Raw genomic sequence first — 14,190 nt, forward strand, 5'->3', positions numbered from 1 at the left:
AGCACGTCAGTAACCTTTGGCCAAAGTAACGCAAGATTTCGACAAAGACGTGCACGATTCCGAGCACGTATCCGGAAGATTCAACGGGTCTCCCTGGGGTCCGTTGCTGGTCGTGCCCCGCGCCGTCCGTACCACCCCCGTCTCTCTCGACGCCGGCCCGCTCTTGCGGGCCGGCGCTGCACCGCCGCACCCCCACCCCCGTGGTCACGCCGCCGCGGCAACCGTCCCCCACGACAAGGACAGTGATGAGACGAACGAATCTGTTCAGGATGGTGGCGGCCATGGCCGCGGCCACGCTGATGGCCACGGCGGGGGCGACCGCGATCGCGAGCCCGGCCGGCGCCGCCCGCCCCGCCGCCCCGGCCAGCAGCGCCTTCGCCCCGGCCGCCACCAACCTCGCCCAGGGGCGTCCCACCCAGGAGAGCGGCCACGCCGACGTCTACGACTCGTCGAAGGTCGTCGACGGCAACGCGGGCAGCTACTGGGAGAGCCTCAACAACTCGTTTCCCCAGTGGGTGCAGGTCGATCTCGGCTCGTCGCAGTCGGTCAACCAGGTCGTGCTGAAGCTGCCGACCTCCGGTTGGGCGACCCGTACGCAGACGTTGAGCGTGCAGGGCAGCGCCACCGGTTCGTCGTTCACCGACCTGGTCGGGTCGCAGACGTACACCTTCAACCCGGCGAGCGGCAGCACCGTCACGATCAACTTCAGCTCGGCCTCCACCCGCTATGTGCGGATCACCGTCACCGCCAACAGCGGCTGGCCGGCTGGGCAGCTCTCCGAGCTGGAGGTGTACGGCAGCGGCACGACCACCCCGGACACCACCGCACCGAGCGTCCCGGGCAACCTCTCGTACACCCAGTCGGGCACCACCATCACCCTCAACTGGGTCGCGTCCACCGACAACGCGGGCGGCAGCGGCATCGCCGGCTACGACATCTACCGCAACGGCGCGTTCCTCCAGTCCGTCGGCAACGTGACCACCTTCACCGACACCCAGCCGGCCACGGCGACGGTGTCGTACTACGTCCGGGCGCGCGACGCCGCCGGCAACCTCTCCGGCAACAGCAACACGGTCACCCGTACCGGCAGTGGTGACACCACCGCGCCGAGCGTCCCGGGGACGCTGTCGCAGAGCACGTCGGGCAGCACGATCACGCTCACCTGGGGTGCGTCGACCGACTCCGGTGGCAGCGGCCTGGCCGGCTACAACGTCTACCGGGGCGGCAACCTGATCGCGACGCTGAGCACCGTCCTCACCTATCAGGACACCCAGCCCGCGACGGCGACCGTGTCGTACTACGTCCGTGCCCGCGACGGCGCCGGCAACCTCTCCGGCAACAGCAACACCGTGACCCGGACCGGCAGCAACCCGCCCGCCTGCACCAACGTGGCGCAGGGCAAGAGCATGACCGCGAGCGGCTCCACCTTCAGCTTCACCCCGGACAAGGCGAACGACGGGCAGCTCAGCACCTACTGGGAGGGCGCGGCGAGCTACCCGCAGAACCTGACCGTGGCGCTGGGCGCGAACCACTCGATCTCCGGCGTCACTGTGAAGCTCAACCCCGACCCGGCCTGGGGCACCCGTACCCAGACCATCCAGGTCCTCGGCCGCGACCAGGCGTCGTCGGCGTACACCAGTTTGGTGTCGGCGGCGGCCTACCAGTTCGTCCAGGGCGCCAACGTGGTGACCATCCCGGTCACCGCGACCACGGCGGACGTGCAGTTGCGGTTCACCGGCAACACCGGCGCCCCGTCCGGCCAGGTGGCCGAGCTGGAGGTGTGCGGCACCCCGGCGCCCAACCCGGACCTGGTCGTCAGCTCGGTGACCTGGTCACCCACGTCGCCCACCGAGGCCAGCGCGGTCACCCTCTCGGCCGTCGTGCAGAACATTGGTTCAGCGTCCGCCGGCGCGACCACTGTCAACTTCAGCCTGGCCGGCGCGGTCGTCGGCAGCGCCACGGTGGGCGCGCTCGCCGCGGGCGGCTCGACCACCGTGTCGTTCAACGCCGGTACGCGGCCGATGGGCAGCTACGCCGTCTCGGCGGTGGTCGACCCGACGAACACGATCGTCGAGCAGAACAACGGCAACAACAGCCTCACGGCGGCGTCGCCGCTGGTGATCGCGCAGGCACCGGGGCCCGACCTCCAGGTGCTCAGCATCGCCTCGAACCCGCCGAACCCGGCCGTCGGGGCGTCCGTCACCTTCACCGTGGCGGTCCGCAACCGGGGCACCACCGCGACCGGCGCCACCACCGTCACCCGGCTGGTGGTGGGCAGCACCACGCTCAACACCAGCACCGCCTCGATCGCGGCTGGCGCGACGGTCACCGTGGCCGTCACCGGCAGCTGGACCGCCACCAGCGGCGGTGCCACCATCACCGCCACCGCTGACGCGACAAACGTGGTGACCGAGACCAACGAGAGCAACAACGCGTTCAGCCAGTCGATAGTGGTCGGCCGTGGGGCCGCCGTTCCGTACGTCTCCTATGAGGCCGAGGCCGGCCGTTACCAGGGCACGCTGCTGGAGACCGACCCGCTGCGCACCTTCGGGCACACCAACTTCGCCAGCGAGTCCTCCGGCCGCAAGTCGGTACGGCTCACCAGCACCGGCCAGTTCGTCGAGTTCACCTCGGCCAACCAGGCCAACTCCATCGTGGTGCGCAACTCGATCCCGGACGCGCCCGGTGGAGGGGGCATCGAGGCGACCATCAGCCTCTACGTCAACGACGTGTTCTCCCGGAAGCTGACGTTGTCGTCGAAGCACAGCTGGCTCTACGGCAACACCGACGGGCCGGAGGCGCTGACCAACACCCCGCAGGCCGACGCCCGACGGCTCTTCGACGAGTCGAACGCCCTGCTGGCGCAGTCGTACCCGGCCGGCACTCGGTTCAAGTTGCAACGCGACTCGGGTGACACCGCCTCCTTCTACGTCATCGACATGATCGACCTGGAGCAGGTCGCCCCGCCGGCCAGCCAGCCCGCCGGCTGCACCTCGATCACCGCGTACGGCGCGGTTCCGAACGACGGGCTCGACGACACCGCCGCCATCCAGCGGGCCGTGACCGACGACCAGAACGGTGTCATCGGCTGCGTCTGGATCCCCGCCGGGCAGTGGCGGCAGGAGCAGAAGATCCTGACCGACGACCCGCAGAACCGGGGCATGTACAACCAGGTCGGCATCAGCAACGTCACGATCCGGGGCGCCGGCATGTGGCACTCGCAGCTCTACACGCTGACCGAACCGCAGAACGTGGTGGGCGGCATCAACCACCCGCACGAGGGCAACTTCGGCTTCGACATCGACAAGAACACCCAGATCTCCGACATCGCCATCTTCGGCTCGGGCCGGATCCGTGGCGGTGACGGCAACGCCGAGGGCGGCGTCGGTCTGAACGGTCGCTTCGGCACCGGCACCAAAATCAGCAACGTCTGGATCGAGCACGCCAACGTGGGTGTCTGGGTGGGCCGCGACTACGACAACATCCCTGAGCTGTGGGGCCCGGCCGACGGGCTGGAGTTCACCGGCATGCGGATCCGCGACACGTACGCCGACGGCATCAACTTCAGCAACGGCACGCGCAACTCGCGGGTGTTCAACTCGTCCTTCCGCACCACCGGCGACGACGCGCTCGCCGTCTGGGCCAACCCGTACGTCAAGGACCGCAGCGTCGACATCGCCCACGACAACCACTTCGTCAACAACACCGTCCAGCTGCCCTGGCGGGCCAACGGCATCGCCATCTACGGCGGCTACGACAACTCGATCGAGAACAACCTGATCTACGACACCGCGAACTACCCGGGCATCATGCTGGCGACCGACCACGACCCGCTGCCCTTCTCCGGAACGACGCTGATCGCCAACAACGGGCTCTACCGCACCGGCGGCGCGTTCTGGAACGAGGACCAGGAGTTCGGCGCCATCACGCTCTTCCCGGCAACCCGGGACATCGTCGGGGTCACCATCCGCGACACCGACGTCATCGACTCGACGTACGACGGCATCCAGTTCAAGAACGGCGGCGGCAACATGCCGAACGTCGCCATCACCAACGTACGGATCGACAAATCCAACAACGGCGCCGGCATCCTCGCGATGGGCGGGGCGCGCGGCAACGCCAACCTGACCAACGTGACCATCACCAACTCGGCCGACGGCAACATCGTCATCGAGCCGGGCTCACAGTTCGTCATCAACGAGGGCTAGTCCTGGTCGGGGGCCGCTCCGGTGGCCCCCGACCGTTCCACCTCTGCTTGATCAACACGGTTTCCGTGCAGTCGGGGTGTCCGCATGCTGCGGACACCCCGTCTTCCGTGCTGGGCACATCAGCGCCAAGATCTGCAGGTGCCCCTGCCCTGGGCGGAACGGGTCAGGCGCTCGGCACCGGTGCCAGGGCCGCCGCGAGGGCCTCGGCGTTTTTCTTGTCCACCCGGGGGAACGTCAGCGTGACGCCGTCCCCGCCGGCGCCGAAGGCGAGGCGCAGCAGGCTGACGATGCCCATCTTCGCCTCGGCGAGTGCGACGTGTTCCCGGGGCACCTCGCCGAGTACACCGGTGCCGGGCCCGCCGAGGAAGGTCTGCGGCAGAAAGATCAGCCGCCGGTCGGTGAGGACGACGAACTGCTTCTTGGTCCGTGACAGCGCGTGGCCCACCGCCCCGGCGCCCGCGGTGATCAGTCCCTGCGAGACGACCGTCCCGAGTCGGCCGGCCGAGAAACTGCCGACCATCGCCCGGGTCGCGCTGACCGGCTGTTCCCCGGGTTGCAGGATCGACGCCACCCGCTCGAACGCGCGCGCCTGAAGCTTCTGGTTCATGTGGTCCCCTCCGTGTTTGACCGTGATCGCCGCTGATGCTCGCGGAGCAGGACACCCCCGGGCCATCCGTCGATCAGACGCATGATCATGACGGTCGGCCAGGGTCGGCGTCGGGTCACCCGCGGTTTCGGGCCGGCCCGCAGGGGCCGTCGTGGGCGTCGGGACGCCGGCACCGGCCCGCGCCGCCGAGCAGGGCGTCACAGAACACTCGGGTACGGAGGAACTGCGCGTCCTCCTCGCTGAGCGTCGTCTCCCCGAAGTCGACGACGGCGAGGTGACCGAGCGAGTCGCACAGTGCCACGGCCAGGGCGGTGGCGTCGTCGAGACTGGTCAGGGTGGTCGGTAGGTGGATGATCCACCGTGGCGCGGTCACCGCGTCCACCGGCAGGGCCACAGCGGCCGGGCCGCACGACGCTGCCGGTCCGGACAGGGCCAGCGCAGCCCGCAGGTGCAGTACCGACCCCACCGTGCCCAGTTGCGCCGATGCCTCGGTGTCATTGGCACCAACCCGACCTGCTTGCCCATCACGTCCACCTTCCTCGTGCCTGTTCACACTCTGGTGTGGACGCGACTACCGTCGGAAGGTGGCGAGCGCCCTCAGCGCCGGGTGTGCCGATCCGCCGAGACGCGGTGATGGCTGGTGGTGACTGGTGGGCGAGATGTGGTGGAGGTGTGATGGACAGCGGCCCGGTGTCGACGCTGGAGTTTCTCGGGGCGGAGCTGCGACGGGCTCGCCGGGAGCGTGGGCTGAGCCAGGAGGAGCTGGCGCAGCGCATCAGCTACTCGTCGTCGCTGGTGGGGATGGTGGAGATCGGTCACCGCACCCCCTCGCAGGACTTCATCGCCCGGGTCGACGGGATATTGGAGGCCGGTGGGCTGTTCGAGCGACTGCTCACCCTGGTCCGGGCCGACGCCGCCCCGCCGTGGTTGCGTGAGTGGATCACCGTCGAACGGGATGCGACCATGATCCGCTGGTTCGAGCCGTCGTTGATCCCCGGCCTCCTGCAGACCGAGGCGTACGCCCGGGCGGTGCTGCGCGGCGGGAGGATGCTGCGGGAGCCGGAGGTCGAGCAACGGGTGGGCTCACGGTTGGACCGGCAGTCGGTGCTGAGCCGGGAGCACCCGCCGGAGTTCGTGGCCGTCGTCGACGAGGCGGTGCTGCGGCGGGGGATCGGCGCACCGGCCGTGATGGTGGCGCAGTTCGAGCACCTGCTCCAGATCACCGAGCAGCCGCACGTGGACCTCTACGTCGTGCCGGCCGGGGCGGGCATGCATGCCGGGTTGGCGGGTCCGTTCATCCTGGCCCGGACACCGGACAGCGGTGAGGTCGCGCACCTCGACACCGCGGTGCGCGCGCACGTGACCGATCGCCCGGAGGACGTTGATAACCTTCAGCGCAGGTGGGAGAGCCTGCGGGGCGAGGCGTTGCCCCGGCGGGCCTCACGGGATCTCGTGCGGGAGCTGGCGAAGTCATGGACCTGACCGGTGCGGTGTGGCGCACGTCCACCCGCAGCGACAACGGGGGCTCCACCTGTGTGGAGGTGGCCACCAATCTGTCGCACCTGGTCGGCGTACGCGACAGCACGGACCGGCACGGGCCGGTGCTGACCTTCACCCCCTCGGCCTGGGCCGCCTTCATCGAGTTCACGGTGGTCAGCCAACCCTCGCGATGACCGCGCCCTGTCAGCCGCAGATCTTGGACAGTTTCCGTTCGGACCTAACGGAAACTGTCCAAGATCTATTCGTGCCGTGCGGGATGCTGCGGATCGAGCGGCGGCGGACTCGGTGTGCGATGACGTGCTGCGGGGGCTGCGGTGGCTAGGCTGACCTGAGCATGATGGTCCGCTGAGGGGGTGAGCCCGGATGGCCGAGGCAGCGTTCGCGCCGGAGCCGGCGCCGCAGCACACCGAGCCGTCGTTCGACGTGCTGCGGTGGCATGACGAGCCGTGGACCGCGCAGCTCGCCCTCGACCTGTTGCCGGAGACCAACGGCCCCAAGGTTGAGGTCCTGAGCGGAAGCGTGATCGTGACACCACACGCGGGAATCGACCACCAGTCGGTCGAGAGGGAACTGCCCTACGTGCTGCACCGTGCTGCGCGAAAGGCCGGCTTCTGGGTCTATCCGGAGATCAACGTCCTCTCCGGGGATGATCTCTTCATTCCAGACATCGTTGTGCTGCCCAGCTCCGGGGGTGGCCGCACGACGGTTCCCATCGTCGAGGCGGTACTACTCGGGGAGATCGTTTCGCCGGGCAACCGACGCAAGGACGTGATCGACCGGCCCCGGGAGTACGCGGCTGCCGGAGTTCCGTTCTTCCTCCGGGTGGACCTGCGCAATCGGGTACCGACACTGGCTCTGTTCGAGCTGGTCAACGGGGAGTACCGGCCGGTGGCCGCCGCAGCAGCGGGCAGCACCTTCGCGATGCGCGAGCCCTTCGAGTTCTCCATCGATCCGGCCGAACTGCTGGACGAGGAGGCGGTCCCAGAAGAGTCCGGCACCGCTTGATCGACACGGTTTCGGCGATGTCGGGGTATCCGAGAGCTGCGGATAGCCCGACATCGGCGATCTGGAGTTGATCATGCCGCGAGCGCCGCGCGGCGGCGGCTGAGGCTCCCAGCGGGCGTGCAGCGGCGGTGGGGGAGAATGGCCTCGTGACTTCCCCCCGCGACCTTGTTCTGCTCGGGTCCACCGGTTCGATCGGCACGCAGGCCATCGACATCGTCCGGCGCAACCCGGACCGGTTCCGGGTGGTGGCGCTCGGCGCCGGCGGTGGCAACGTCGAGTTGCTCGCCGCGCAGGCCCTCGAACTGGGCGTCGAGGCGGTCGGGGTGGCCAAGGCATCCGCGGCGCAGGACCTGCAACTCGCGTTTTACGCGGAGGCGAGCCGCCGGGGCTGGGCCACCGGCGACTTCAAACTTCCCAAGATTGTCGCCGGGCCGGACGCCATGACCGAGTTGGCGCAGTGGCCGTGTGACGTCGTGCTCAACGGCGTGGTCGGCTCGCTGGGCCTCGCTCCTACGCTGGCCGCTCTGCGCGGTGGTCGTACTCTCGCGTTGGCCAACAAGGAGTCGCTCGTGGCCGGCGGCCCGCTGGTCAAGGCTGCGGTGACGCGGCCGGGGCAGATCGTGCCTGTCGACTCGGAGCACTCGGCGCTGGCCCAGTGCCTGCGGTCCGGGTCGCGCGGCGAGGTGCGGCGGCTGATCGTCACGGCCAGCGGTGGCCCGTTCCGGGGTCGGCGGCGCGACGAGTTGACGCAGGTCACACCCGAGCAGGCGCTCGCGCACCCGACCTGGAACATGGGGCCGGTCGTCACGATCAACTCGGCCACCATGGTCAACAAGGCCCTTGAGGTGATCGAGGCGCACGAGTTGTTCGACGTGCCGTACGCCGACATCACCGTGATGGTGCACCCGCAGTCGGTGATCCACTCGATGGTCGAGTTCACCGACGGGTCGACGATCGCCCAGGCCAGCCCACCGGACATGCGGCTGCCGATCGCGCTGGGCATCGGCTGGCCCGACCGGGTGCCCGAGGCCGCCGCCGCCGTCGACTGGACGGCCGCGCACACCTGGGAGTTCGCGCCGCTCGACGACGAGGCGTTCCCGGCCGTGGCCCTGGCCAAGGCCGCCGGGGAGGCCGGGCGCTGCCGCCCGGCGATCTACAACGCGGCCAACGAGGAGTGCGTGGCGGCGTTCGTGGCGGGCCGACTGCCGTTCCTCGGCATCGTCGACACCCTCGAACGCGTGTTGGAGGACGCTCCGGACTTCGCCGAACCAGGTACCGTCGAGGACGTGCTCGTGGCCGAGTCGTGGGCGCGCGCGCACGCGCAGGAGATCATCGCGGGTTCGGTGGAAGGAGCTTGATGTCGTACCTGCTCGGGGTGGTCCTCTTCGCCCTGGCCATCCTCATCTCGGTGAGTCTGCACGAGGCGGGGCACCTGCTCACCGCCAAGATGTTCGGGATGAAGGTCACCAAGTACTTCGTCGGCTTCGGTCCCACCATCTGGTCGTTCCGACGGGGCGAGACCGAGTATGGCCTCAAGGGCATTCCCCTCGGCGGTTTCTGCAAGATCGTCGGGATGACGCCGCAGGACGACGACGTCGAGCCGGGCGACGAGTCGCGGGTGATGTGGCGCTACCCGGTGTGGAAGCGCACCATCGTGATGGCCGCCGGGTCGATCACGCACTTCGCGCTCGCGCTGATCACCATCTGGATCCTCGCCGTCTCCGCCGGCCTGCCCAACCCGGACTTCCCCACCACGGACGCGCAGGCCCGCAAGGAGCCGGCGGTCATCCAGCTCAGCCCCTGCGTGGTGCCGGAGAACACGCTGCGGGAGTGCACCCCCGCTGACGCGGCCAGCCCGGCCGCTCAGGCCCAACTGCGCGACGGCGACCGGATCACCTCGATCAACGGCACCCCGATCAGCAACTACGGCGACCTGCTGACCACGCTGCGCAGTCTCAAGCCGGGCGACACCACGCGGATCGAGTACGTCCGCGACGGGCAGGCGGGCAGCACCAGCACGGTGCTCGCGCAGACCCAGCGTCCGCCCCTGGACGACCCGAAGGGCGCCGCCGCGCCGGTGGCCGCGCTCGGCGTCGGCCTCGTGCCCAGCACCCCCACCCGCGTGACGTACGGGCCGGTCGGCGCCTTCGGGGCCACCGCCGACTTCACCGGCCAACTCGCCGTCGGCACCGCGCAGGCGTTGCAGCGCATCCCGCAGAAGGTCCCCGCCCTGTGGACCGCCCTCACCGGTGGCGAGCGGGACGTGGACACCCCGATCAGCGTGGTCGGCGCCAGCCGGCTCGGCGGGGAGGCCGTGCAGAACAACGCCTGGCTGGTCTTCTTCATGCTCTTCGTGTCGCTGAACTTCTTCATCGGGGTGTTCAACCTGCTGCCGCTTCTCCCGGTGGACGGCGGCCACATCGCCATCGCCTGGTTCGAACGGGCCCGCTCCTGGGTCTACGCGCGGATCGGCCGGGCCGACCCGGGCCGGGTCGACTACCTCAAACTGATGCCCTTCACGTACGCGGTGATCCTGATCGGTGGCGCGTTCACGCTGCTCACCATCGCCGCGGACGTGGTCAACCCCATCACGCTCTTCTCAAGGTGAGTGCCTGAAGTGACCGCTATCAGTCTCGGTATGCCCGCCGTGCCGCCCCCGCCGCTCGCTCCCCGCCGGGCCAGCCGCCAGATCATGGTCGGTTCGGTGCCCGTCGGCGGCGGTGCGCCGGTGTCCGTGCAGTCGATGACCACGACCCTCACCTCCGACGTCAACGCGACCCTGCAGCAGATCGCCGAGCTGACCGCGTCCGGCTGCCAGATCGTCCGGGTGGCGGTGCCGTCCCAGGACGACGTCGAGGCGCTGCCCGCGATCGCCAAGAAGTCGCAGATCCCGGTGATCGCCGACATCCACTTCCAGCCCAAGTACGTCTTCGCCGCGATCGACGCGGGCTGCGCGGCGGTCCGGGTCAACCCGGGCAACATCCGCCAGTTCGACGACAAGGTCAAGGAGATCGCTCGTGCCGCGGGGGATGCGGGGGTGCCGATCCGGATCGGCGTCAACGCGGGCTCGCTGGACAAGCGCCTGCTGACCAAGTACGGCAAGGCCACCGCCGAGGCGCTCGTCGAGTCGGCGCTGTGGGAGTGCTCGCTGTTCGAGGAGCACGGCTTCCGCGACATCAAGATCTCGGTCAAGCACAACGACCCGGTCGTGATGATCCGCGCGTACCGGCAGCTCGCCGAGCAGTGCGACTACCCGCTGCACCTCGGCGTCACCGAGGCCGGGCCGGCCTTCCAGGGCACCATCAAGTCGGCGGTGGCGTTCGGCGCGCTGCTCGCCGAGGGGATCGGCGACACGATCCGGGTGTCGCTGTCCGCCCCGCCGGTCGAGGAGATCAAGGTCGGCAACCAGATCCTGGAGTCGCTGGGCCTGCGCGAGCGCGGTCTGGAGATCGTCTCCTGCCCGTCCTGCGGGCGGGCCCAGGTGGATGTCTACAAGCTCGCCGAGGAGGTCACCGCCGGCCTGGAGGGGCTGCCGGTGCCGCTGCGGGTCGCCGTGATGGGCTGCGTCGTGAACGGCCCGGGCGAGGCCCGCGAGGCCGACCTCGGGGTCGCCTCCGGCAACGGCAAGGGCCAGATCTTCGTCAAGGGCCAGGTCGTCAAGACGGTGCCCGAGGCGCAGATCGTGGAGACGCTGATCGAGGAGGCGCTGCGCATCGCCGACGAGATGGGCGCCGAGCTTCCTGAGGAGCTGCGCGGGCTGGTCACCGGCCCGACCGTCACCGTGCACTGAGTCAGTCCGAAGAACGCGGGCCGTTCCCCCTCGGGGAGCGGCCCGCATTCGTTCTGGCGCATCTCACTCGGATTCGGCGAGGATCGCGTACAGCTTGCGCCGGGTCTCGTCGAGCACCTGGGCGGCCCGCTCACGCTGGTCGTCGGTGCCGTTCATCATCACCTGGCGCAGGGCGTTCATCGCCTGCGCGCCGGAGTCGCGGATGTCGTGCCAACTGCTCACGGTGCCCTGGGCGACGTCCGCCCACGCCGGGGTCTGCGCGGCCGCGGTGGCCTCCGCCTGCCCGGCCTCGGTGACCGTGAACCGCTTGCGCCCACCGCTGGACTCCTCGGTGCTGGCGGCGATCACACCCTCGTCCTCCAGGAGCTGAAGGGTGGGGTAGATCGAACCCGGGCTGGGCCGCCAGGCGCCGCCGGTGCGGGAGTCGATCTCCTGGATCATCTCGTAGCCGTGCATCGGCCGCTCGGTGAGCAGGGCCAACACCGCGCCACGGACGTTGGGGCGTCGGCCCCTGCCCCGTCCGCGACCGCGTCCGCCCCAGGGGCCGCCGTGTTCGTGGCCGTGACCATGCGGGCCGGGCGGGACCGGCGGGAAGCCGAAGCCCCGCATCCGGGCCTCGTGCATCGGGTGGTGCTGTCGATGGAACCTCATGAGGTTCTTCCTCTCTGCGTACTGTCGCTGATGCATCAACGATATATCGGCAATGCATCGCCGACAAGCTCCTATCTGCAAACCGTACGTACGTCTTGTTAGAGTGGCCGGCATGCGCCTGCTCCCACCGCCCGGTCCGGCCCGGATCCTCACCCTCAGCACCCTGATCAAGACCGTCGGGCGGGGCCTGTGGCTGGTCGCCAGCGCGCTCTTCCTCACCCGCTCGGTCGGCCTCTCGGCCACCCAGGTGGGTGTCGGCCTGACCATCTCGGCGCTCGTCGGCGTGCTCGCGAGCGCACCGAGCGGCTACCTGGCCGATCGCGTCGGGCCGCGCGGCGCACAGGTCGGCGGGCTGATCGCGGCCGGCGTCCTGACCGCCGGCCTGATCGCCGTCCGATCGTTTCCCGCCTTCCTGCTGGTCGGCGCCGCCACGGCGCTCGCCGACGCGGTCGACCGCGGCGCCCGGGGAGCGCTCATCGCCGGCGCGATCCCGGCCGACCAGCGGGTGCACACCCGCGCCTACCTGCGGGCCACGACCAACGTCGGGATCTCCGTCGGCGCCGTCCTGGGCGGCTTCGCCATCGCCGCCGACACCCGCGCCGGCTACCTCGCGCTGATCCTGACCACGGCGGCGGCGTCGCTGGCCGCAGCGGCGATCTCCGTCCGGCTGCCCACCGTCGCACCCGTCGCCGCCCCGACGCGAGGACCCCGGCTGGTCGCCCTACGGGACCGCCCGTTCCTCGCCTTCACCCTGCTCGACGGGCTGATGTCCATGCACTTCAGCCTGCTCACCCTCGCTCTGCCGTTGTGGATCGCCGGGCACACCACCGCACCGGCCTGGATGATCTCGGTGTTGACGCTTGTCAACACCGCGCTGGTGGTGCTCCTGCAGGTACGCGCGGCACGCAGCGCCGTCACCCTGCCGGGGGCCGCCCGCGCGTCCCGCCGGGCGGGGGTCGTCATCGCCCTGGCCTGCGTACTGTTCGCCGCCAGCGGTGCGCTGCCCACACCGGGCGCCATCGGCCTGCTCTGCTGCGGGTCGTTGGCGCACGTGATCGGGGAGCTGTGGCACTCCGCCGCCGGATGGGGGATCTCCTTCGGGCTGGCGCCCGCCGACGCGCAGGGGCAGTACCAGGGGACGTACGGCATGGGTTACGAGCTGGGCAAGATGCTCGCGCCCGTCGTGGTGACCAGCCTCGCCCTCGGTTGGGGCGTACCGGGATGGCTCGCGCTGGGTGGGCTGTTCCTCCTGCTCGGTGCCCTGGTGCCCCCGGTCGTCCGGTGGGCCGGCCGGACCCGTCCGACCAGCCCGGTCGCCGAGCCGATGACCGTGTGACGGCGGGCTCGCCACTCGGCCGGCGGGGCGGGGGGTCGATCTGGCAGGCTGGTAGGCGTGCTGACGGTGCCGGTACGGCAACTGGGGGAATCGGAGCGCCGCGCGGTCGAGCGCCTGCTCGACCGTGACCCGTTCGCGGGCGCGCAGGTCGCGGAGCGTATCGCCGCGCGCGGGCTCTCCTGGTGGCGGTCCGAAGGGCGGATCCTGGGGTACGGCGCCCGGCGCAACCTCGAATCGCTGTGCTGGCTCGGTGGCAACCTGACGCCGGTGCTCGCCACCGACGCCGCCGTGTCCGCCTTCGCCGACCTGCTCGCGGGGGAGGAGCGGCTCTGCTCCTCCATCGTCGGCCGTGCCGACGCCGTCCTCGGCCTCTGGGACCGGCTCTCCGACACGTGGGGCCCGGCCCGCGACGTCCGGCCCAACCAGCCGCTGCTGGCCACCGACACACTGCCGGCCGTACCGGCCGATCCAGAGGTACGCCGCGTCCGCTCCGGCGAGGTCGACCGGCTCTTTCCGGCGGCGGTCGCCATGTACACCGAGGAGGTCGGTGTCTCCCCGCTCGCCGAGGATGCCGGCCGCAGTTACCGCCGCAGGGTCAACGACCTGGTCCGCGCCGGCCGCGCGTACGCCCGGTTCGTCGACGGCAAGGTCGTGTTCAAGGCCGAGCTGGCCGTGGTGACCAAACGGACCGCCCAGGTCCAGGGCGTCTGGGTCGCACCGGAGTGGCGGGGCCGCGGCATCGCGGCCGCCGCGATGGCCGCCGTCGTACGCGACGCGTTGCTCCGGGTCGCCCCCACGGTCAGCCTGTACGTCAACGACTTCAACCTGCCGGCTCGTCGGGTGTACGAGCGCTGCGGCTTCCAACCGGTCGGCACGCTCGCCACCGTCCTGTTCTGACCCGAGCCGGGGCTGGGCATGACAATGGCCGGCACCCGTTCTCGGGTGCCGGCCATTGGTCGGGTCGTGCGGTGGGTCAGCTGTTCCAGTGCTGGGTGACGAGGTCGGTGGCCTGCTGCTCCCACTGGGCGTAGGCGTCCGGGTAGGCGGAGACCTGTACGGTCTGCGCGGCCTGGGTCAGGGGCATGTCCTGCCA

Annotated in this window: 12 protein-coding genes; 9 read left to right on the plus strand and 3 right to left on the minus strand. The window is 70.2% G+C overall.

The window, feature by feature from the left end; translation table 11 throughout:
• The first annotated feature begins 245 nt into the window (after positions 1-245).
• On the plus strand, positions 246-4,208 hold the full coding sequence (locus ABZU53_RS25315; protein ID WP_355067882.1) for a CARDB domain-containing protein: 3,963 nt from the start codon (positions 246-248) through the stop codon (positions 4,206-4,208).
• Between the two features lie 163 nt (positions 4,209-4,371).
• Here the strand turns inward: ABZU53_RS25315 and ABZU53_RS25320 are convergent, their stop codons facing one another.
• The gene (locus ABZU53_RS25320) at positions 4,372-4,815 is read right to left on the minus strand and encodes a hypothetical protein (RefSeq protein WP_355067884.1); all 444 of its coding nucleotides are present in this window, start codon (positions 4,813-4,815) and stop codon (positions 4,372-4,374) included.
• A 115-nt stretch (positions 4,816-4,930) separates the two neighbouring features.
• Positions 4,931-5,281, minus strand: coding sequence for a hypothetical protein (locus ABZU53_RS25325; RefSeq protein ID WP_355067886.1), 351 nt, complete (start codon positions 5,279-5,281; stop codon positions 4,931-4,933).
• Between the two features lie 209 nt (positions 5,282-5,490).
• On the opposite strand from ABZU53_RS25325, the gene ABZU53_RS25330 reads away from it, so the two are divergent.
• The 6 genes from ABZU53_RS25330 (at position 5,491) to ispG (ending at position 11,110) form a co-directional block, all read left to right on the plus strand.
• On the plus strand, positions 5,491-6,297 hold the full coding sequence (locus ABZU53_RS25330) for a helix-turn-helix transcriptional regulator (RefSeq protein ID WP_354856343.1): 807 nt from the start codon (positions 5,491-5,493) through the stop codon (positions 6,295-6,297).
• Complete coding sequence (locus tag ABZU53_RS25335; RefSeq protein ID WP_354856341.1) at positions 6,288-6,488, plus strand: DUF397 domain-containing protein; 201 nt, start codon at positions 6,288-6,290, stop codon at positions 6,486-6,488. Before ABZU53_RS25330 ends, ABZU53_RS25335 begins: the two co-directional genes overlap by 10 nt.
• 190 nt (positions 6,489-6,678) lie before the next feature.
• Positions 6,679-7,320, plus strand: a complete 642-nt coding sequence (locus ABZU53_RS25340) for a Uma2 family endonuclease (RefSeq protein WP_354856339.1) — start codon at positions 6,679-6,681, stop codon at positions 7,318-7,320.
• A 146-nt stretch (positions 7,321-7,466) separates the two neighbouring features.
• Entirely contained in the window at positions 7,467-8,678 is a 1,212-nt protein-coding gene (dxr, locus tag ABZU53_RS25345; RefSeq protein ID WP_355067888.1) for a 1-deoxy-D-xylulose-5-phosphate reductoisomerase, read from the plus strand.
• Positions 8,678-9,928, plus strand: coding sequence for a site-2 protease family protein (locus ABZU53_RS25350; protein ID WP_354856336.1), 1,251 nt, complete (start codon positions 8,678-8,680; stop codon positions 9,926-9,928). The genes dxr and ABZU53_RS25350 overlap by 1 nt, the downstream gene beginning before the upstream one ends.
• Positions 9,929-9,937: 9 nt before the next feature.
• Positions 9,938-11,110 carry a flavodoxin-dependent (E)-4-hydroxy-3-methylbut-2-enyl-diphosphate synthase gene (ispG, locus tag ABZU53_RS25355; RefSeq protein WP_354856334.1) on the plus strand — a complete coding sequence of 391 codons (1,173 nt, stop codon included), beginning with the start codon at positions 9,938-9,940 and terminating at the stop codon, positions 11,108-11,110.
• A gap of 63 nt (positions 11,111-11,173) precedes the next feature.
• Here ispG and ABZU53_RS25360 read toward each other — a convergent pair whose 3' ends face one another.
• A complete protein-coding gene (locus tag ABZU53_RS25360) occupies positions 11,174-11,761 on the minus strand; it encodes a PadR family transcriptional regulator (protein WP_139586621.1) in 588 nt (195 codons plus the stop codon).
• Between the two features lie 112 nt (positions 11,762-11,873).
• On the opposite strand from ABZU53_RS25360, the gene ABZU53_RS25365 reads away from it, so the two are divergent.
• Both ABZU53_RS25365 and ABZU53_RS25370 read left to right on the plus strand, forming a co-directional pair.
• Entirely contained in the window at positions 11,874-13,097 is a 1,224-nt protein-coding gene (locus tag ABZU53_RS25365; RefSeq protein ID WP_355067889.1) for an MFS transporter, read from the plus strand.
• A 57-nt stretch (positions 13,098-13,154) separates the two neighbouring features.
• Positions 13,155-13,994 carry a GNAT family N-acetyltransferase gene (locus tag ABZU53_RS25370; RefSeq protein WP_355067891.1) on the plus strand — a complete coding sequence of 280 codons (840 nt, stop codon included), beginning with the start codon at positions 13,155-13,157 and terminating at the stop codon, positions 13,992-13,994.
• Positions 13,995-14,190 lie beyond the last annotated feature (196 nt).

Source organism: Micromonospora sp. NPDC005194 (assembly GCF_040608335.1).
GTDB lineage: Bacteria > Actinomycetota > Actinomycetes > Mycobacteriales > Micromonosporaceae > Micromonospora.

Coding starts and splice junctions, on each gene's coding strand:
- ABZU53_RS25320 (WP_355067884.1), bottom strand. CDS start 4,815: ATGAACCAGAAGCTTCAGGCGCGCGCGTTCGAGCGGGTGGCGTCGATC.
- ABZU53_RS25365 (WP_355067889.1), top strand. CDS start 11,874: ATGCGCCTGCTCCCACCGCCCGGTCCGGCCCGGATCCTCACCCTCAGC.
- ABZU53_RS25350 (WP_354856336.1), top strand. CDS start 8,678: ATGTCGTACCTGCTCGGGGTGGTCCTCTTCGCCCTGGCCATCCTCATC.
- ABZU53_RS25360 (WP_139586621.1), bottom strand. CDS start 11,761: ATGAGGTTCCATCGACAGCACCACCCGATGCACGAGGCCCGGATGCGG.
- ABZU53_RS25330 (WP_354856343.1), top strand. CDS start 5,491: ATGGACAGCGGCCCGGTGTCGACGCTGGAGTTTCTCGGGGCGGAGCTG.
- ABZU53_RS25315 (WP_355067882.1), top strand. CDS start 246: ATGAGACGAACGAATCTGTTCAGGATGGTGGCGGCCATGGCCGCGGCC.
- ABZU53_RS25340 (WP_354856339.1), top strand. CDS start 6,679: ATGGCCGAGGCAGCGTTCGCGCCGGAGCCGGCGCCGCAGCACACCGAG.
- ABZU53_RS25335 (WP_354856341.1), top strand. CDS start 6,288: ATGGACCTGACCGGTGCGGTGTGGCGCACGTCCACCCGCAGCGACAAC.